The sequence below is a fragment of the Candidatus Saganbacteria bacterium genome, from assembly GCA_026387835.1.
Classification (GTDB): Bacteria; Margulisbacteria; WOR-1; order JAKLHX01; family JAKLHX01; genus JAPLKZ01.
In genome coordinates, this window is record JAPLKZ010000005.1 from 102623 (window position 1) to 121113 (window position 18491).

Sequence of the window (18491 nt, forward strand, 5' to 3'; positions counted from 1 at the left end):
AGGCGAAAATTATTACAGCTGCCGGTTCAAAGTCGATTATGATTTTTGACGGTTTATTTGTAAATAGCCGATAAGAACAGCGCGATGATCACCGACAAAAAACCCAGCATGCGGATGATATCAAAGACGGGGCCTGTCACTTTTTCCCGGCCGAAAATGCCGATAAGATGCGATACCGCGAAAAATGCGAACCCGATGGCTATATAGACCCCGATAATGTCCCTGTTCACCACATACGCCCAGGAGCCGAGTATTACTATCACGACACAGAAGATAAGATTGATCAGAACTGTCTTTATATTATTGCCTTCCATTTTTAATTATATTAGCAGAAATCATATTTGATGACAAATATTACTAGGACTCCCTGTCCTCCGGTTCCTCGTGGATATGGACGCTGCAGCGGTCGATCTTGTGCTTTATCGTGCGCTCAAGCTTTTCGGATATATTGTGGGCCTGCTCGATGCTCATCTTCGGGTTCACATGAATATTTATCTCAACAAAAGTGTCCGGTCCGGCATTCCTTATCTTTATATCATGGTACGAATGGATCCCGTGCATTTTTTTGAGGATCTTCTCGACAGTCTCGATCGCGTCTTCAGGCGCCTTGTCGACCAGGACATCGATAGCTCTTCTGCCGATCCTGAAAGCGACCATCACTACCACCCCCGCCACAAAAAGCGCCGCGATTGAATCAGCGGCGAAAATACCGAGCTTTACGCAGACAAGCCCGAAAAGCACCACAAGGGAGCTCCATATATCCGTCGAGAAATGCAGGGCATCGGCTTCAAGCGCCTGGCTGTTGTATTTTTTTGCGGTGCGGGATAGTGCTTTAGATCTTGAATAATCTATCAGTATCGATGTTAGTATAACGGCAAAACTCCAGACAGTGACCTCGATATGGAACCTGCCTGTCAAAAGCCTGTGTGACGCCTCGTAAATTATCCAGCCGCAGGTGATAAGAAGCAGGACCGTCTCTATGAACGCGGACAGGTTCTCTATCTTGCCGTGGCCGTACTGATGGTCATGGTCAGCGGGCTTGTCCGATATCCGCACCGAGAAATAGGTGACGACGGCCGCGACAAGGTCAAGCCCGGAATGCAGGGCTTCGGAAATTATCCCGAGGCTTCCTGTCAGGAGACCAATGACAAGTTTTGAACTTGTCAAAAATACCGCGGCAAAAACAGAGAGCAGCGCGACGCTCTGTTTTTCTTTTGTATGTACGCCCGTGTTCATATATAAAATAGATTATATCATTTGTTTTGTCCCTGCAAAGCGTTCTCGCGGTACAAAAACGTTGCATAAAGGCAGTTTTAGTTATATAATTTTCATTATTATTTCGAGATAAAACTTACGAGGAGAATAATAATAATTCGGAGGATTCTAAAAGAGAAAATATTATGAAGTTAACGGATATTTTCAGGCTGATATTGTCGATTGCCGTATGTTTCCTGGCCGGAGCTATCGGATCGGTCTTTACCTATCCGAATATGCCGACCTGGTACGCGAACCTGAACAAGCCGTTCTTTAACCCGCCAAACTGGATATTCGGGCCGGTATGGACCATTTTGTACATCATGATGGGCATAGCGCTTTTCCTCGTATGGCAGAAGAGCATTGAAGACAAAGCGGCAAGGCCGCTTTTGCCGCTGTTCTTACTCCAGCTGGCGCTCAACAGTTTGTGGTCGATAATTTTCTTCGGGGAGCACCTTCTCTTATGGGCAAGCATCGAGATAATCATTTTATGGTGCGTGATACTTCTGTTCATCATCAGGTCCTACAGAATCTCCAAGCCCGCTTCATGGCTGATGGTCCCATATATATGCTGGGTGAGCTTTGCGGCCATCCTGACGATATCGCTAAAGCTGCTGAATTAGAATAGACGGTACTAATTGAAGAACGCCATATATTATTTCACGGGTACCGGTAACTCCCTCGTTGTCGCGCGGGATATCGCCGAAAAACTGGGTGATACGCAGGTAATATCTATCCCTCACGCTCTAAAGACTGGCGATTTTCCCGAAGCGGAAAGGGTAGGGGTCGTCTTTCCGGTCTACATCTGGGGAATGCCTCTGATCGCCGCGAAGTTCCTGAAAAGGCTGCCGCTCAGGAAAGACGTTTATTTATTCGCTGTCGCGACATGCGGAGGATTTCCTGCCGCGACACTACTACAGGCTGAAAAGATAATTAAAGAAAAGGGATTTAAGCTTTCGTCCGGGTTCGGCATGCTTATGCCCGGCAATTACATTCCGATGTACGGCGCTAAACCTCCTCAGAAGCAGGCAAAACAGTTCAAGAAAGAAAAAGAAAAAGTCAAAAAGATAGCGGATATAGTTTCAGCTAAAAAAACGGCAAAGATCGAAAAGAATAATTTTATCGTCAATGCTTTATTCTCGGGACTTTTATATAAAGGCGCCGCAAAACAGATACACAAGATGGACAAGAACTTTTTTGCGGATGAAAAATGCAACAGCTGCGGGATATGCGAAAAGATATGCCCCGTAAATAACATCAAAATGATCAGCGGAAAACCTGTCTGGCAGGGCGGCTGCGAGCAGTGCCTGGCATGCCTGCAGTGGTGCCCTGAAGAAGCCATACAATTCGGAAAGTCTACATCAAAGAGGAAAAGATACCATCATCCCGATGTGGAACTGTCTGACATTATCAACAGGTAGAGCACCTGTATTCACCGGCAATATCTTTTTCTGCACGCCGGATAACAATCCGGTCATCTTCTCAGGCAGAAAGTATAACCGCATCCCGGGAGCAGTTTCGGTTCCTCAAAATAATCTACAAGCGGAAAGTTCCTGCAGATATTGGGCCGCCAGAAATAATTGCCGCATCTTCCGTCGGAAAGCTGATTCTTACACCTGAAGACAAGGTCACCGACCTCATCATCGGTCCTGATGTACTCAAAATCGAAGATCCAGGATATCCACCTTACTGCGATCTCCCTGAAAAAAAAGCTTGAGTACTGCTGGCGCGTCATCTTTAAATAGATCTCCCTGCAGCATTGTCCGCATTTTTTGCATGATCCTTGAAGTTTGTATCTTGAGCCAAAAAGCCTTTTTAGTGAGGTCGTTATAAGATTGTCCAGAATAATAAAGCACATTATGAACCTTTTCAATAATCGCATACTATACATTATATATTAATTGCGCCTATAATTAATTTGGGAGGGAAAAATGAAAATAAACCATGTAACGGGAAAGAAAAAAGCGAAAGTGATGCTTTACGCGCTCAGCACCTGCATCTGGTGCAGAAAGACAAAGCAGCTGCTGAACGACCTGGGTATCGAGTATGATTATGCCGATGTGGACCTTCATGAGGGCAGCGACAAGACCGAGTTGACAAAACAGATCATAAAATGGAACCCTGATCTGTCGTTCCCAACGATGGTCATAGATGATTCTTTCTGTATCAAGGGTTTTGATCCGGATGCTGTAAAGGAGAAACTCGGTTCATGAATGATGATGACAAGAAAATCGAAAGATTATTCGCCAAGTTACAAAAAGAACGCAAAGAGAGCGGATATTTTCTGAATCCTGACGAAGGTTTTACGAAGGACCTGCTCGCGGGCCTTATAAAGAACGAGGAAAGATACGGATATCAGTCCTGTCCGTGCAGGCTGGCAAGCGGTGACAGGCAAAGAGACCTTGATATTATCTGCCCGTGCGATTACAGGGACCCCGATATAAACGAATATGGTGCCTGTTTCTGCGGTCTTTACGTGTCAAAAAAAGTGTTTGATGGGGAACAAAAACTAAGGTCTATTCCGGAAAGGAGAAAATACGTGAAAGAAACTGCAACTCAAAAAGAAAGCAAGCCGGTAAATATTTCAGGTCTTTCCTATCCTGTCTGGAGGTGCAAGGTCTGCGGTTATCTTTGCGCGAGGGATGAAGCCCCTGATATCTGCCCTGTATGTAAAGTGCCAAAAGAAAGATTTGAAAGATTTATTTGAGAGCTTTGCACAATTAAAATAATAGATTAGTCATGATATAATTATTTCCGGTCATGAACTTCAGTCAAAGGTTCTAAACCTGCGACACCCAGACCCCGCTATATATGCACACAATAATCGATTTTGAAAAGAAATGCTTGATCTTTGAAGATCCGAAAGAGATCATTTCCTGCCACAGAACTGCCGATGTTCCCGGCTGTTTCGGAGAAATGGAAAAAGCCGTAAGTTCCGGTTATTATCTTTCCGGCTTTTTATCTTACGAAGCGGGATATGCTTTCGAACAGTGTCTGGATGATAAGAAAGATCATGATTTCCCTCTTGTTCATATGGGAGTATATGACAAAAAAAGCGTTAAATTACTGCCAAAAAGAAAGATCAGGCCGGATAGCTTAGAGCAAAAGATCACGGATCATAAAGTCAATGTAAAGATGCAGGATTATTTCAGCAATATCAATGCGATACGGGATTATATCGCGAGCGGGGATGTCTATCAGATAACTTACTGCATTAAATTAAAATTTGACTATTCAGCCGATCCTTTTAAGCTGTATGACCGGTTACTACATGATCAGCCGGTCCCGTATCCCGCGTACCTGCAGGCGAAAGATTTTACGATATTATCTTTATCTCCCGAACTGTTCATCAAAAAAGATAAAGACAGAGTAACGACAAAACCTATGAAAGGTACCTGGCCGAGAGGGAGGAACAGACTTTCGGATATCATCGCCGGCAAGAGACTTCATTTCGACCCTAAGAACAGGGCCGAGAACGTCATGATAGCGGACCTTCTGCGCAACGATCTCGGACGCATTGGCAGGGAAGTAAGAACGCCAAAATTATTCGAGGTCGCCGGCTACACCACGCTTTTTCAGATGACCTCAACAGTGACGGCAGAAGTTGACAAGGATATAAGTCTATTCGAACTTTTTAAGGCTATACACCCTTCAGGATCAGTGACCGGCGCTCCTAAGATCAGGGCGATGGAAGTGATAAGGGAGATCGAAAAAGAAGAAAGAAAGATCTACACCGGAGCTATCGGCTATATCACTCCGCAAAAGGACCTGTTCTTTAATGTGCCGATAAGGACCATCCTGTTAAAGAACAAAAAAGGCGAGATGGGAGTAGGGGGCGGGATAGTCTGGGACTCGACTCCAAAAGGCGAATGGGATGAATGCATGCTCAAGGCAAGTTTTATCACGCAACAAAAAAATAATTAGCGGCTAAATATCGATCTCCATCGCCTCGTCTTTTTCCTTTGTCACCTGTTCTTTTTCCAGTCTTCTCGTATAGAGCCCGTGTTCTTTGATATAGAAGAACCATTTGATAAATGAGTCGATGACAATTATCAGGACAAGGACCAGCATCACGGCTGATAAGAAAGCGTTAAGATACCCGTTGAATGTCTGCTTCGGAAGATAATTATAGAAAATATTCTCGATGCTTGCGTCGACAGTTGTTACAAGCATAAACAGCATGGGAATGAATGTCACAAGGCCGTAAAGTTTATTTTTATTATTTTTCATGATGACAGTGGTGCCTATGACAAGCGCCGTGGTCGCAAGGAGCTGGTTCGCAACGCCGAACATGGGCCATATCGTAGCGATATCCCCGTTATAGACAAGATAACCCCAGGCCAGCACTACAAGGAAACTTGCGAAACAGACGCTCATCATGTTCTTTGTATCCCCAAGCGTTTTGGAAACTCTTCCGAATATTTCCTGAGTGATGTACCTGGCGACGCGGGTCCCCGCATCGACCGTAGTCAGGATAAATAAAGCCTCGAACATAATGGCGAAATGGTACCAATAGCCCATCAGATTTTTCATCCCGGGTATACCCGAAAATATCTGCGACATACCGACAGCCAGGGAGACAGCGCCACCTGGTCTGGCAACGATATTTTCATGTACAAGGGAAGACAAAAACGGCAGGTTCTGGATGTGCATGCCGAGTTTGGCGAAGACTTCAGGAGTAGTGTTGATCGCGAAATAATCGGCAGGTATGAGCACGGTCGCCGCGATGAGCGCCATGAGCGCGACAAAACCTTCGACGAGCATCGCGCCGTAGCCGACCATCCTTATCTCTCTTTCATTCGATATCATCTTGGGCGTTGTGCCGGAAGCTATAAGAGAATGGAACCCCGAGATCGCACCGCAGGCGATCGTTATGCAAACAAAGGGCCAGACGCGGCCGGGGATTATCGGACCGCCGCCGAATATGAAAGGAGTGAACGCCGGCATCTGGATATTAGGGTGTACAAAAAATATGCCGATCGCAAGCAGTGCTATAGTCCCTATCTTTAAATATGAGCTCAAATAGTCTCTTGGCGCCAAAAGGAGCCAGACAGGAAGCACTGATGCGATAAACCCGTATACCGGCAGGGCTAATGACAGCTGCTGTTTTGAAAAAGTAAAATAAGTTGCAAAGAAAGAACCCTGGATAAAATACCCGAAGAAAACACCTCCGAGAAGGACGACAGAACCTATAAGGGAAGCCTCGAGGATGGCGCCTTTCTTGAATGAATACATGTAATAACCCGTCAACAGTGCGGCGGGCATGCTCATTATGACCGCAAATGTTCCCCATGAACTTTCAGCCAGAGCGTTGACAACGACGATCGAAAGTCCCGCGAGAGCGGTTATTATGATGAACAGGACCGCTATCCCGGTCGCTACTCCGGAAAGTTTTCCGATGTAGTCCCTGGCTATCTTGTGCAGAGAAAGGCCGTTGTGCCTGACCGAAGCAAAAAGAATAACGTAATCGTGCACGGCGCCTGCAACTACCGATCCGATGATTATCCATATCGCTCCGGGCAGGAACCCGAACTGCGCGGCGAGCACAGGTCCGATCAGCGGGCCTGCTCCCGCGATCGCTGCGAAGTGATGGCCGAAAAGCACCCATTTATTCGTTGGAAAGTAATCATGCCCGTCATTCAGCCTGTGGGCGGGTGTCTTTCTTGACGGATCAAGGGCGAGCACTTTTGCAGAAAGAAAAGCGCTGTAATACCTGTACGCGAGCGAAAAGACGCACAGAGCGATCAAAATAAGGACTAAAGAATTGATTGTTTGATACCTCAAGAATATTCTATATATTTAAGGATGAATAATCAAGGATTGCCGGAGCTTCGCGGAAAGACATCATCTTACTGCTGAGTGAAATTCCCCAAAAATAACGCCGATAAAGAATTACAGAATTCTTTCGGGAGGTGTTATTTTGGCCATACAAAGAATATTAAAAGCTGCAGGCAAACAAGCGCCTTGCCATTTTCTCCAAATAAACAGACAGTCAGAGCACAGTGCTCTTTTGCGTGAAATGTATGGATTTGAGACATTAAATATTCACGACCAACGAAGAGCGGTTGATTTTGCGGCGCAAATCGCATCTTTGATAGCAAAGCATCCAGATTCAAATGTCTTTGATCTGTTGGAATGTCCGGGCCTGAAAACATTTAGTAATGATCTGTTAGCGCCATTAGCATCTAAGGAGGAGGCATTCCCTTTGCTTGCCGCGGGGAAAAGAAACCCTGTTTATGCAGGGCTTCAACTGTTGATGATGGCATTGCCAAAAGAAGATACTCACGTGCACATAAGCAAGTCCATGCATGAGAGCGAGATCGCGCAACTTGTTATTGAAATATCCGAAAATGACAGACGCTTGATGCTGACAGGACTGAAGGGATTTTCTAGATATAAAGATGTGCTCGCTTTGGCAGGGGAAGGAGATGCGGCAGGTCTTGGGGCGGCTTTTTCCGAAGGGGGCTTGTTAACCAAAAAGAGAGAAAGAAAATATGAGGACTTTTATGTTGTAAGCCCTTTTGCCCTTGAAGAAGCGGCAAGAACTGCCGCAGTCAGAGGGCTCCAAGACGGGGTTGTCAGCTTCAACATCAGATTTAATCCCGCAAAAAGTCAATTGTTCTTTAAAAATCCCGTCCTGACCAGGGACCAGTGGATCACTGTTGTAAGAGGGACTTCGGAAGCTGTCAGGCGCGGCATAGAAAGGGCCTTGAGGGATGTCAGATCCTCCGGCCTTTTGGGAGAGGGAATTGATCCTAAAATAGGGACTATGTTCAGCTTTAGCAGAGATGCAAGGACTTTTGCTATGCATGGGGTCTCCGACTGTTTGAACATGTCTGGGATGGCAAGGTTTTGCCTTGAAGTCGCAGGTGACCTTGCCGACGGGTTGGATATTTCCGGGCCTGAATACGCGTATTTGGATTATTCCGCAGATAAAATAGATCCATGGGGAGAAGTTCTGCGGTTTGCCGCGGAATCCGGAAAACAAACAACGGCTCATTTGGGGGACATGAGATTTTCAGATAAGTCCGCTACGCTTAGCCGGCTTTCCGCTGAGGCCGAGCGGATGCAGCCCGGGCATGATCTTGACAGTAAAGTGATCGAAATGATCCTGGCTTATCTCCCGTATGTTGAGAGGTTCATAGATATAATGCCGGAAGGCTGCGGTATAGGCCACGGATATATTTTTGACCCAGTATTTCTAGTCAGTCCTCTATGGGGACATGGCAGGTTGAATGGCATTGATATTACACAGACTCCGGAAGGAATATATGTCGAAGACAAGATAAGGGTTTTATCACAGCGTGCAATATCAAAGGGACTTTCTATTGAGACCTGTCCGGCCGCAACACTAAGAGAAACAAACAAAAAAGCCGCGGTGTACGAACAACTTTCTCTGTATAGGTGGCTTGAATCCGGCTGGAAGTTAAAGCTCGGAACAGACGCAGGGGTCTTTAGTTTTAACAGGCCGAGAGTTCTATCTGAGACAATGACCAATCTTCTTTTAACTCGTCCCGCAGGAAGGGATCCGTTGACTTTTAGGCAGCTGCTTAGATTGGTAGGGTTAGAGTAAAAGGCATATAAAAAGGTCTGCCATTACGGCGGGCTTTTTGTTTAGTATAATATCTATTAATGAAAGTGATCAATCGTTGCTCGTGAAAAATGCTAAACAAGTTAAAAGAAACATTAAAAAGCCATAAGAATATTGTCATTGTCGGGATAGGCAACGAGATGCGCGGGGATGACGGAGCAGGCATCTATATAGCAAATAAACTTCTTGGCCATGTACAGAATGCCGCTAACAACGGACAGAAAATACAGGTATTGATCGGCGGGGCGACGCCCGAAAACCTTACGGGGACAATAAAGAAAATAAAGCCCTCCCATATCCTGTTGATAGATGCGGCGGAAATGGGGCTTAAGCCGGGCGAAATATCGGTGCTGGACCCCGGGAACATCACAGGAATAAATTTCTCCACTCATTCTTTCTCTCTCTCGACCTTTGCCGATTATCTAAAGCGGGAAATAGGGGCGGAGACCGTCATTTTGGGGATACAAAGCAAGAAAACAGGGCTTGAGGAGCAGATGTCGGAAGAAGTGAAAGAGAGTGCCTATAAAATAATTATCGGACTGATCCCTGTTTTGGCTCAAGTCCGCGTTGATCAACAATAGATCAATGGCGATGCGGAAAAATTGCAGGCCAGCATTGAATCGAAAACTTTTTTCAAGTATAATGAATTATGTTTTGTGATATAAAAAATAATGATGCATATAATCTTACTGACAATGTTAGTCGTATCCGCGTTGCTTGCGGTATCTCTCAGAGACATACTTAAAGCGGGTATCGCGCTTGGTGTCCTCAGCATAATACTCTCGGTCCTGTTCTTTAAATTTGATTCTCCTTATGCCGCGGTATTCGAGCTTTCGATCTGCGCCGGACTGATCACCGTGCTGTTCACCTCCGTAGTCAGCCTCACACAAGACAAGGACGGACAAGACTAAAGATGGATTACAAAAAATTGACCTTTATCGTAGGATACTGCCTGTTCTTTTTGTCTTTTGCCGTGATCGCGGTATTACTGGCAGGGGCGGTCCCGGTCCCGCTTTTTCTGAAATGTCCGGTTGATTTCGGGACGATGCTCTGGAACGAAAGAAAGCTTGATGTGGCTGTCCAGGTAGTATTGATATTCGCGTGCGCGATGGGGATCCTCACCTTTTTCGCCGAAAGGAAAAAATGAAAAGTGGCGCTTAATCCGGACATATTCACGGCGGTATTGATCTTCATCATTGGATTCGCGTGCCTGCTGAGCTCCAGGAACATGATCAGGATGATAATCGGCATCGAGATAATGGCGAGGGCCGCCACATATTCATTCATCTATTTCGGGTTCCTCAATGGCAATACATCTTTAAGCCAGGCGGCCGTTATAACAGTGATCGTAGTTGAGGTCGTGGTGAGCGCTACGGCACTGGCTTTAATAATGAATATATATAAATCAGGCAGAACGCTTGATGTCAGGCGTTTGACGAAGCTGAAAGGGTAATATGTTATACGCAGCGGTAATAATATTCCCGTTCCTCGCGGCGGCATTAGTGCCGCTGGCAAGTGTTTTCGGGAAGAGGCCGATGGAAATATTTTCGGTGATAAGCGGTTTTGTGATCGCCGGCCTGACGCTTTGCCTGATCCCTTTGATCAGGCAGGGGAGCGGGATCTCCGTCCAATGGCTTCCTAATATCGCGGTCGGGATGAACCTTGACGCGCTTTCCGTCAATATTGCCGTGATCGCAGGGACGATCGGGTCGCTTATAGTCCTGTATTCCGTCAAATACATGGAAAAAGAAGAAGGCGGGATGCGCTATTACAGCCTTACGCTGATGTTCATCGGCGCGATGATAGGGCTGGTTCTTTCCGACAATTTCCTTACATTATATATATTCTGGGAGATAGTGGGCCTCTGTTCATACGCCCTGATCGGCTTCTTTTATAAAGACCCGAAAGCCGTACGGGCCGGCATAAAAGCTTTCATCACTACGAGAGTGGGTGATATCGGGCTTTTGATCGGGATACTCCTGCTTTTTATGTACACGGGCACGTTCAATATCAACCAGACAATAGCAAGTATCGGACAGATACCGCCGGTTATCCTGACAATAGCCGCGTTCTGCTTCATGGCAGGAGCGATCGGCAAATCGGCGCAGGTGCCGCTCCACGTGTGGCTTCCGGACGCGATGGAAGCCCCGACGACGATATCCGCTCTCATCCACGCGGCGACGATGGTCAATGCCGGCATATACCTCATGGCAAGGACAGTCCCGCTTTTCGTTTCCGTTCCCGGATGGATGATGGTCCTCAGCTGGGTCGGCGTCATAACAGCGCTTCTTTCGGCTTCTATGGCGCTGGTAGAAAAAGACCTTAAAAGAGTGCTTGCCTATTCCACGATAAGCCAGCTTGGTTTCATGATGTTCGCGATAGGGGTCGGCGGTCTCTTCGCGTCGCAGTTCCACCTGATGAGCCACGCGATATTTAAGGCGCTTCTGTTCCTTTCGGCCGGCGCGATAATCCACGAGGTCGGCACGCGTAATATGCATGAAATGGGCGGGCTTTTCAGCAAAATGAGGATCACTGCCGTATGTTTCGGCGCGGGGACGCTTGCTTTGATGGGTATCCCGATATTCAACGGGTTCTTTTCAAAAGACCTTATACTTGCCTCGGCTTACTCTTCCGGAAGTTATCTTCCGCTTTTCTTTGCGGCTCTCGCGGCGGTATTTACTGTGATCTATTCTCTCAGGATGTACGGTCTTGTTTTTCTCGGGCAAAAAAGGACTGACCATGCGACCGACGCTCCGTGGCAGATGACGCTTCCTTTGATACTTCTCGCGGCTGCTTCGCTCGTGAGCTGGATGCTTGTAAAGAACTTCAACAGGGCTATGATCTTTTCCGGCATACATGTGGAACATATCAGCTTTAAAGAGTTCTTTGCGGAAATGTTCGCGAGCCCGGTCACGCTGCTTACCCTTGCTGTTATCACGGCGGGTATTCTGATCTTCTATTTCAGAAGTACATTACTCGAAAAGTTTTCAATGATACTGAGGCCGTTTTTAAAAGCCGCGTCTAACGGTTTCGGTTTTGACGCGTTTTACGGCCGTATCATCTCCGGTTTACTGGATTGCGCGGAAAATGTCCTCAAAGTGTTCGACGAGGGCTTTTTGAACGGGCTTAATTATATGACAGGCAGGGCCTTTGTCCGGTTCTCTTCGGCGTTCGCCCTGACGCATACGGGAGAGCTCAATATAAATCTGATGGGGATGGCGGTCGGGGTGGCTTTTGTGCTGCTCATTATTTTCTGGAGATAAAATGGGAATACTGGAAAACTTTTTACTGGTACTGCTTGCCCCGCTGTTCGGGGCGGTGTTCATCTTCTTCCTGGCCGGCAAATTTGGCAGGACAACGATCGGCGTTTTGGCTTTTGCCATAAGTTCCCTGACTTTCTTGTCATCGCTTGCTATTTTTCTCCGGACGCCGGTAGTAAAGACCATAACAATAGTCGCGCCGTGGGTAAATGTGCTGGGGCTCACTTTTTCTTTCTACTTCGATGTCCTGACAATGACAGTTCTTTTGATATCTACATTTGTAACGTCTGTCGCCCTTCTTTACTCGATCGGGTACTTTAAGGACCAGAATGATTTTAGCGCGGGGTCTTTTTACAGCCTTGTGCTTCTGTTCCTGACGGGTATCATAGGGGTGTTCGTGTCGGCCAACCTCATACTCTTCTATCTTTTCTGGGAGTTGATGCTCCTTCCCACATTCGCGATCACCGCTTATTTCGGGGAGGATAAGGAAAGGTCCGGAGCGATAGCGATAAAATATTTTATTTTCACGCATATCGGCGCTGTCCTGATACTGGCCGCGTCCCTGCTGCTTTATGCCGCTGCCGGCACAGCCGACTTCATGTCCTTAAAATCCGTTCTTCCTTTGATCGATCTGTCGCTGGTAAGGGTCGCGGTGTTCATGTTTATCGTCGGTTTCGGTCTCAAGATGGCGATATTCCCGCTTCACAGCTGGCTGCCGGACACTTACACCAACGCTCCGACGCCCGCGACGGTCATAATGGCATCGGTAATGATGAACGCGTCGATCTACGGTTTTATCAGGTTTTTCTTCACTATACTGCCGAGGGACAGCGTGAGCCCGTTCATCCCTCTGATCCTGGTGCTTGCGGTCATCTCCCAGTATTACGGCGCGATACTCGCGATGGTCGAGAAGAATATAAAAAGGATGATAGCTTATTCCTCCATATCTCAGATGGGATATGTGCTTTTCGGGATAGGGACGCTGACTTTTTTGGGTGTTTCGGGGGCGACTTTCCATATAATAAATCACACGATAATAAAGGCCCTGTTGTTCATGACCGTAGGAGCAGTGTTCATGGCCGTGAAAAAATATGACACGGATGATCTGGGCGGGCTGATGCCGTTGATCCCCATGGTCGCTTTGACCGGCTCGGCCGGAGCTCTTGCCATAGCCGGCGTGCCTTTGTTCGGGGCTTTCCAGAGCGAGTGGATGATATTCGCGGGAGGTTTCAGGACAGCATATCCCGTAATAGCGGGGTTCGCCGTCGCGGGGGCCCTTTTTACCGCGGCATACAGCCTGAGGTTCATTGCCGCGATATTCTTCGGGGAGCAAAAACTGCCGCAGGTGAATAAAATACCTGCCGCGATGATATTTTCGATGTCCGTTCTCGCACTGTCCTCGCTTTTGATAGGGGTCTGTCCATGGTTCTTTTCAAAAGCGGTGCAGATAGCGGTGAAACTGTTAGGAGTATGAGATGACGGCAATAATGCCTTTATTGATATTGTTCTTGGGAGCGTTCGCGGTGTTCCTGATATCGCGGCTTTCAAATAACAGAGGCCTGTGGGGAAGCCTGCTGTCCAGCGCGGTCATACTCGGCGCCATTTACTCGCTGTTGAGGGTAATGAAGGACCTTATCAACGATCAGGCCGTAGCGTATCCTTTGAAAGTCTTTGCGTTCTCATCGTCTTTGAGATTTGATTTTCTCAGTGTCCTTCTGAGCATGACGGTACTCATTCTCGGTCTTATGGTAGCGGTATTTTCCTGCAGGTACATGGAAGACGATCTCAGCCAGGACAAATATTACACGCTTCTTCTGATAATGATCGGGGCCATCGTAGGACTGTCGGCAACAAAAGACCTTTTCAGTATCTGGGTCTTCTTCGAACTGATGTGTGTTTCTTCCTATATTCTTGTCTCGTTCAGAAAAGAAAAATGGGAACCGCTCGAGGCGGGGTTCAAGTACTTAATAATGAGCGCGGCAGGATCGATGCTGGTGCTGCTCGCGATCTCCGTAGTATTCGGTATGACCGGCGTTCTTGACCTTGAGGGGATCAAGTCCCTCATCAGGACCGTTCCACCGGTTCCTATGATGATAAGCATTGTGATGTTCATATGCGGATTTTCGGTGAAAGCAGCCATTGTCCCGTTCCATACATGGCTTCCCGACGCTCATTCCGAAGCTCCTTCAGGGATATCTGCCATGCTTTCCGGCATAGTCATTGAGGCCGGGCTTTTTGCGATGATCAGAGTGCTTATGTACATGACCGGCCTTAAGGCGGATTTCGGTCTCGTTCTGATCATCATGGCTGTGGTCACGATGACTGTCGGCAATATCATGGCCCTCAGCCAGACCAGGATAAAAAGGATGCTGGCATATTCTTCCGTGGCTCAGATGGGCTATATGATCCTGGGGATAGGGATCGGGTTCCATTTTCTTATTCCCGACGGTTTTCTCGGCGGATTTTTCCATATAGTGACACATGCCGGAATGAAAGGACTCGCCTTTCTTGTGGCCGGCGTGGTGATCCATTATGTCGGGACGTCCGAGATCAGCGAAATGAAAGGGCTGTCGCAGAAAATGCCGGCAGTCGCGCTTTCTTTTGCCGTGGCGGCTTTCGCTCTCGCGGGAGTCCCTCCGTTCTCCGGGTTCATGAGCAAATGGCTGATATATAAATCCGGATTTGATGCCGGCGGATGGGGATACGCCCTTGCCGGCATAGCGATATTTAATTCGGTACTCTCGCTCGGATATTATCTTCCGGCGGTCAATGCGATGTACGCTCCGTCGATGAGCGACAAAGTCAGGACTTCAAAGCCCGTGCCCTGGAGCGTTATGGTTCCGATAGCGCTTTTGACGATATCCGTGATTGTTCTTGGCATTCTGCCTGACATAGGCCTCGGGTTTGTCGGGCTTGCGGTAAAAAATCTGTATTGGATAATGGGAGCAAGATGATGGGAAATACCGTATTTTCACCGGTAGGCATATTCTTCATATTTCTGCTGACAGTAGCAGCTGTTTACTGGTTTTCCGGCCGCATAGCCCCTAAAGCAGATCCGAAAGGCGGGAAGACCAACATGTATGCATGCGGCGAGGATCTTCCGGAGATCCAGCATTCGTCCACCGCTTCGATGTTCTTTCATGTGGCGCTTTATTTTACGATAATGGACGTTGCGGCGCTTACTATCGCGACGATCCCGCCGTCAGCAGGGGTATTTCTGGGAATATTTTATATTGCAGGCATATCTTTGGCCGTACTTGCGCTGGTGTTGAGATAAATAAATGAAAAATATATTAAACTGGGCCCGGATCAAATCCCCGTGGGTGATCCATTTCAATTCGGGGTCATGCAACGGGTGCGATATCGAGATAGTCGCAGCGCTGACGCCGCGTTTTGACCTGGAGAGATTCGGTATAGTGCTCAAGGGTTCCCCGAGGCACGCGGACGTCCTGCTCGTCACGGGGCCGGTGAACCACCACAGCAAGAAAAGACTTCAAAGGATCTATGACCAGATGCCCGATCCTAAGTTCGTCATAGCGATAGGCAGCTGCGCCTGTTCGGGCTGCGTGTTCCGCGGCTGCTACAACAACCTTCAGGGGGCGGATGCCGTAGTTCCGGTAGATGTCTACATTCCCGGATGCGCTCCGAGACCTGATGCGATAATCGACGGGGTCGTCAAGCTGATAAAGAAGTTAAAAGGAAGTTAACATGAACGAAGAATTAAAACAAAAGATAGAAACAAAGTTCGCGGATACGGTCCTCGACTATAAAAGTCCGAGGGAGAAACGCATCTATATGAGAATAAAGAAGGAACAAATAAAGCCCGTCCTCTCATATGTGATGAACGAGCTGGGATTTTCACACCTGAGCACAATAACCGGCGTCGACCTGAAGACCGAGTTCGAAGTGCTCTATCACGTTGTAAAAAGCGGGCTTTGCCTTACGATCGCCATCAAAGTGGACCGTAATGACCCTCATGTCGATACGATAACGGATATTATCCCCGGAGCGATCTGCTATGAAAGGGAACTCCAGGACTTTTTCGGAATAGAAGTCGACAATATCCCTGACGGAAGAAGGCTGATAATACCGGAGGACTGGCCGGAAGGGCAGTATCCGCTGCGCAAAGACTGGAACAAAAGCATGCTTCCGGAGTCTTTTAACGACGGGTTGAGGAGGAAGTGGACGGAATAAACCCCCTCTAAATCTCCCCCTTATCAGGGGGAGACTTGAAGAAATGATGGGGTGAGTTAAAGGAGAAACGATGCACAATCAGGAACATAGGAATGATATAAGAATACCGGTAGGGCCGCAGCACCCGGCTCTCAAAGAACCCGAGTTCTTCAGTTTCAAGGTGGAAGGCGAAAGGGTCCTTGAGGCGGATGTGCGCCTGGGGTACAGCCACAGGGGCATTGAAAAAGGCTGTGAGGACAGGAATTTTATACAGTCTTTATATCTTGTCGAGCGCATCTGCGGCATCTGCTCGCATTCCCATGCGACGGTCTTCATCCAGGGTGTTGAAGAACTGCAGGGAACCGAGATACCGAAAAGAGCAAAATATATAAGGACGATAGTAGGAGAACTTGAGAGGATACATTCTCATCTTTTGTGGGTCGGCGTAGCGGCGCACGAGGTCGGGTACGATACTATGTACATGTATGCGTGGCGCGACAGGGAGGTCGTGATGGACCTTCTGGAGCTTGTCACCGGGAACAGGGTTAATTATTCGATGAACACCCTTGGCGGTGTCAGAAGAGATATCACTAAGGACATGGCGGACAAGATAAGGGACGGACTGAAAATACTGGAACAAAAGACGATGTATTATCTGAACACCGCACTGCAGGAAAAGACCTTCATCATGAGGACCGAAAATGTGGGGATCATGCCTACCGATGTCGCAAGGAAGCTTGGGGCAGCGGGTCCAACGGCGAGAGGTTCTAACATTCCGGATGACGTAAGAAAGGACGATCCTTACGCCGCTTACGGCGAGATACCGTTCAATGTGGTCACGTCAAAAAGATGCGATGTGCTCGGCAGGGCTCAAGTGAGAGTGGGGGAGCTGCTTGAAAGCTACAAGATAATAAAATACGCGCTTGACAACATACCTGATACTCCACTTGCGGTAAAGACTTCAAGGAGAGTCCCGGAAGGAGAAGTGTTAAGCAGATATGAGACGCCAAGGGGCGAGCTTATACATTATATAAAATCTAACGGGACAGACAAGCCTGAGAGGGTAAAAGTAAGGGCGCCGTCTTTAGGCAATGTTGCTCCTGTTAAATACATGCTCGAGAACTATTTCATCGCGGATATACCGATCATCCTGGCTGCGATAGACCCGTGTTTCTCGTGCGCTGACAGGATGGTCAGGGTCGCGGAACCCGATCACGAGCATGTGATGACATGGGAGGCACTGAGCAAATTCGGAATAGAATGGTACAAGAAAAATGGAAATAATATTTAAATTATTCTATCTTCTGATATTCCCGGGATTTTTATTCCTGGTATTTTACGGTCTTTTCCTTGAATGGATCGACCGAAAGCTTCTGGCAAAATTCCAGAACCGCGTGGGGCCTCCGTGGTTCCAGCCTGTCGCGGATTTCATAAAGCTTTTCGCGAAAGAAGATACTGTGCCGGCTAAGGCCGACAGGGCAATGTTCGCTCTCGCGCCGGTATTTGCTCTCGCGGCGGTATTGACCACAATTGCTTTTATCCCGGTCATTGTCCCGGCGTTATATTCTTTTCCCGGGGATATAGTCGTGATCGCCTATCTTTTAATGGTCCCGACATTTGGCCTGTTCCTGGGCGGCTGGTACTCGGCAAATTATTTTGCTTCCATAGGAGCCGTGAGAACGACTCTCCTGTTATTTTCGTATGAAGTCCCGCTTTTAATGGCACTGCTCGGGCCCGCGATCCTTGCAGGGTCATGGAGCATCGAAGGTGTGATCGCTTTTCAGGCGGCCCATCCCTGGATCATACTCTATCAGCCTCTTGGCTTCATCGTTGTGCTGGTGTCTATTGTCGGCAAGCTCGAAAGGATCCCGTTCGACATACCGGAAGCCGAGACCGAGATAGTCGAAGGTCCGCTTTGCGAATACTCAGGAAAGAAGCTCGCTCTTTACAGGCTGATGTTCGATGTAGAGACTGTGATAGGAGCTTCGCTTATCAGCATATTCTATCTGGGCGGTTTTTACGGCGCGAACATCCTGTTGACAGCGGCAATATTTCTTGTAAAGACCTTGGTCGTCCTATTCATGATATCCCTGGCAAAAGCCGTATTCGGAAGGATCAGGATAGACCAGATGATAGAGTTCTGCTGGAAGATCCTGATGCCCACAGCGATACTCCAGTTTTTGCTGATAATAATAGCGAGATTGTGGTAGGAG

General features: G+C 47.7%; 22 protein-coding genes. 18 read left to right on the plus strand and 4 right to left on the minus strand.

What is annotated here, in order from left to right; all coding sequences use genetic code 11:
• Nucleotides 1–53: 53 nt before the first annotated feature.
• Both NTZ10_01410 and NTZ10_01415 read right to left on the minus strand, forming a co-directional pair.
• Complete coding sequence (locus tag NTZ10_01410; GenBank protein ID MCX5748891.1) at nt 54–314, minus strand: hypothetical protein; 261 nt, start codon at nt 312–314, stop codon at nt 54–56.
• Between the two features lie 43 nt (nt 315–357).
• The gene (locus NTZ10_01415; GenBank protein MCX5748892.1) at nt 358–1236 is read right to left on the minus strand and encodes a cation diffusion facilitator family transporter; all 879 of its coding nucleotides are present in this window, start codon (nt 1234–1236) and stop codon (nt 358–360) included.
• 164 nt (nt 1237–1400) lie between these two features.
• Here NTZ10_01415 and NTZ10_01420 point away from each other — a divergent pair, with 164 nt between their 5' ends.
• Nucleotides 1401–1877: a tryptophan-rich sensory protein gene (locus NTZ10_01420; protein ID MCX5748893.1), complete on the plus strand. Its 477-nt coding sequence runs from the start codon at nt 1401–1403 to the stop codon at nt 1875–1877.
• A 15-nt stretch (nt 1878–1892) separates the two neighbouring features.
• On the plus strand, nt 1893–2675 hold the full coding sequence (locus tag NTZ10_01425) for an EFR1 family ferrodoxin (protein ID MCX5748894.1): 783 nt from the start codon (nt 1893–1895) through the stop codon (nt 2673–2675).
• A gap of 53 nt (nt 2676–2728) precedes the next feature.
• On the opposite strand, the gene NTZ10_01430 is transcribed toward NTZ10_01425, so the two are convergent.
• Nucleotides 2729–3136, minus strand: a complete 408-nt coding sequence (locus tag NTZ10_01430) for a YkgJ family cysteine cluster protein (protein ID MCX5748895.1) — start codon at nt 3134–3136, stop codon at nt 2729–2731.
• A gap of 49 nt (nt 3137–3185) precedes the next feature.
• Between NTZ10_01430 and NTZ10_01435 the strand changes: the two genes are divergently transcribed.
• The 3 genes from NTZ10_01435 to pabB all read left to right on the plus strand — a co-directional run bounded on the left by NTZ10_01435 (nt 3186) and on the right by pabB (nt 5178).
• Nucleotides 3186–3467, plus strand: a complete 282-nt coding sequence (locus tag NTZ10_01435) for a glutaredoxin family protein (GenBank protein MCX5748896.1) — start codon at nt 3186–3188, stop codon at nt 3465–3467.
• Nucleotides 3464–3961, plus strand: a complete 498-nt coding sequence (locus NTZ10_01440) for a ferredoxin:glutaredoxin reductase (protein MCX5748897.1) — start codon at nt 3464–3466, stop codon at nt 3959–3961. The genes NTZ10_01435 and NTZ10_01440 overlap by 4 nt, the downstream gene beginning before the upstream one ends.
• Nucleotides 3962–4065: 104 nt before the next feature.
• Nucleotides 4066–5178: an aminodeoxychorismate synthase component I gene (gene pabB / locus NTZ10_01445; protein MCX5748898.1), complete on the plus strand. Its 1113-nt coding sequence runs from the start codon at nt 4066–4068 to the stop codon at nt 5176–5178.
• A gap of 3 nt (nt 5179–5181) precedes the next feature.
• Here pabB and NTZ10_01450 read toward each other — a convergent pair whose 3' ends face one another.
• Complete coding sequence (locus NTZ10_01450; protein MCX5748899.1) at nt 5182–7023, minus strand: carbon starvation protein A; 1842 nt, start codon at nt 7021–7023, stop codon at nt 5182–5184.
• A gap of 250 nt (nt 7024–7273) precedes the next feature.
• Here NTZ10_01450 and NTZ10_01455 point away from each other — a divergent pair, with 250 nt between their 5' ends.
• The 13 genes from NTZ10_01455 (at nt 7274) to NTZ10_01515 (ending at nt 18488) form a co-directional block, all read left to right on the plus strand.
• Nucleotides 7274–8827 carry a hypothetical protein gene (locus NTZ10_01455; protein MCX5748900.1) on the plus strand — a complete coding sequence of 518 codons (1554 nt, stop codon included), beginning with the start codon at nt 7274–7276 and terminating at the stop codon, nt 8825–8827.
• 89 nt (nt 8828–8916) lie between these two features.
• Nucleotides 8917–9426, plus strand: a complete 510-nt coding sequence (gene hycI, locus NTZ10_01460) for a hydrogenase maturation peptidase HycI (protein ID MCX5748901.1) — start codon at nt 8917–8919, stop codon at nt 9424–9426.
• Nucleotides 9427–9516: 90 nt separating this feature from the next.
• Nucleotides 9517–9756, plus strand: a complete 240-nt coding sequence (locus tag NTZ10_01465; protein MCX5748902.1) for a DUF4040 domain-containing protein — start codon at nt 9517–9519, stop codon at nt 9754–9756.
• A 2-nt stretch (nt 9757–9758) separates the two neighbouring features.
• Entirely contained in the window at nt 9759–9992 is a 234-nt protein-coding gene (locus NTZ10_01470) for a hypothetical protein (protein MCX5748903.1), read from the plus strand.
• Nucleotides 9993–9995: 3 nt separating this feature from the next.
• Nucleotides 9996–10298, plus strand: coding sequence for an NADH-quinone oxidoreductase subunit K (locus NTZ10_01475; protein ID MCX5748904.1), 303 nt, complete (start codon nt 9996–9998; stop codon nt 10296–10298).
• 1 nt (nt 10299) lies between these two features.
• Nucleotides 10300–12108 carry an NADH-quinone oxidoreductase subunit L gene (locus NTZ10_01480; GenBank protein ID MCX5748905.1) on the plus strand — a complete coding sequence of 603 codons (1809 nt, stop codon included), beginning with the start codon at nt 10300–10302 and terminating at the stop codon, nt 12106–12108.
• A 1-nt stretch (nt 12109) separates the two neighbouring features.
• Nucleotides 12110–13579 (plus strand): NADH-quinone oxidoreductase subunit M, encoded by a 1470-nt coding sequence (locus NTZ10_01485; GenBank protein MCX5748906.1) that lies wholly within the window; start codon nt 12110–12112, stop codon nt 13577–13579.
• Between the two features lies 1 nt (nt 13580).
• Nucleotides 13581–15059 (plus strand): proton-conducting transporter membrane subunit, encoded by a 1479-nt coding sequence (locus tag NTZ10_01490; GenBank protein ID MCX5748907.1) that lies wholly within the window; start codon nt 13581–13583, stop codon nt 15057–15059.
• Complete coding sequence (locus tag NTZ10_01495; protein MCX5748908.1) at nt 15059–15382, plus strand: hypothetical protein; 324 nt, start codon at nt 15059–15061, stop codon at nt 15380–15382. Before NTZ10_01490 ends, NTZ10_01495 begins: the two co-directional genes overlap by 1 nt.
• 4 nt (nt 15383–15386) lie before the next feature.
• Entirely contained in the window at nt 15387–15812 is a 426-nt protein-coding gene (locus NTZ10_01500; protein MCX5748909.1) for an NADH-quinone oxidoreductase subunit B family protein, read from the plus strand.
• Nucleotide 15813: 1 nt separating this feature from the next.
• On the plus strand, nt 15814–16299 hold the full coding sequence (locus NTZ10_01505; GenBank protein ID MCX5748910.1) for an NADH-quinone oxidoreductase subunit C: 486 nt from the start codon (nt 15814–15816) through the stop codon (nt 16297–16299).
• 70 nt (nt 16300–16369) lie between these two features.
• Nucleotides 16370–17569, plus strand: coding sequence for a nickel-dependent hydrogenase large subunit (locus NTZ10_01510; GenBank protein MCX5748911.1), 1200 nt, complete (start codon nt 16370–16372; stop codon nt 17567–17569).
• Nucleotides 17553–18488 (plus strand): NADH-quinone oxidoreductase subunit H, encoded by a 936-nt coding sequence (locus tag NTZ10_01515; GenBank protein ID MCX5748912.1) that lies wholly within the window; start codon nt 17553–17555, stop codon nt 18486–18488. The genes NTZ10_01510 and NTZ10_01515 overlap by 17 nt, the downstream gene beginning before the upstream one ends.
• Nucleotides 18489–18491 lie beyond the last annotated feature (3 nt).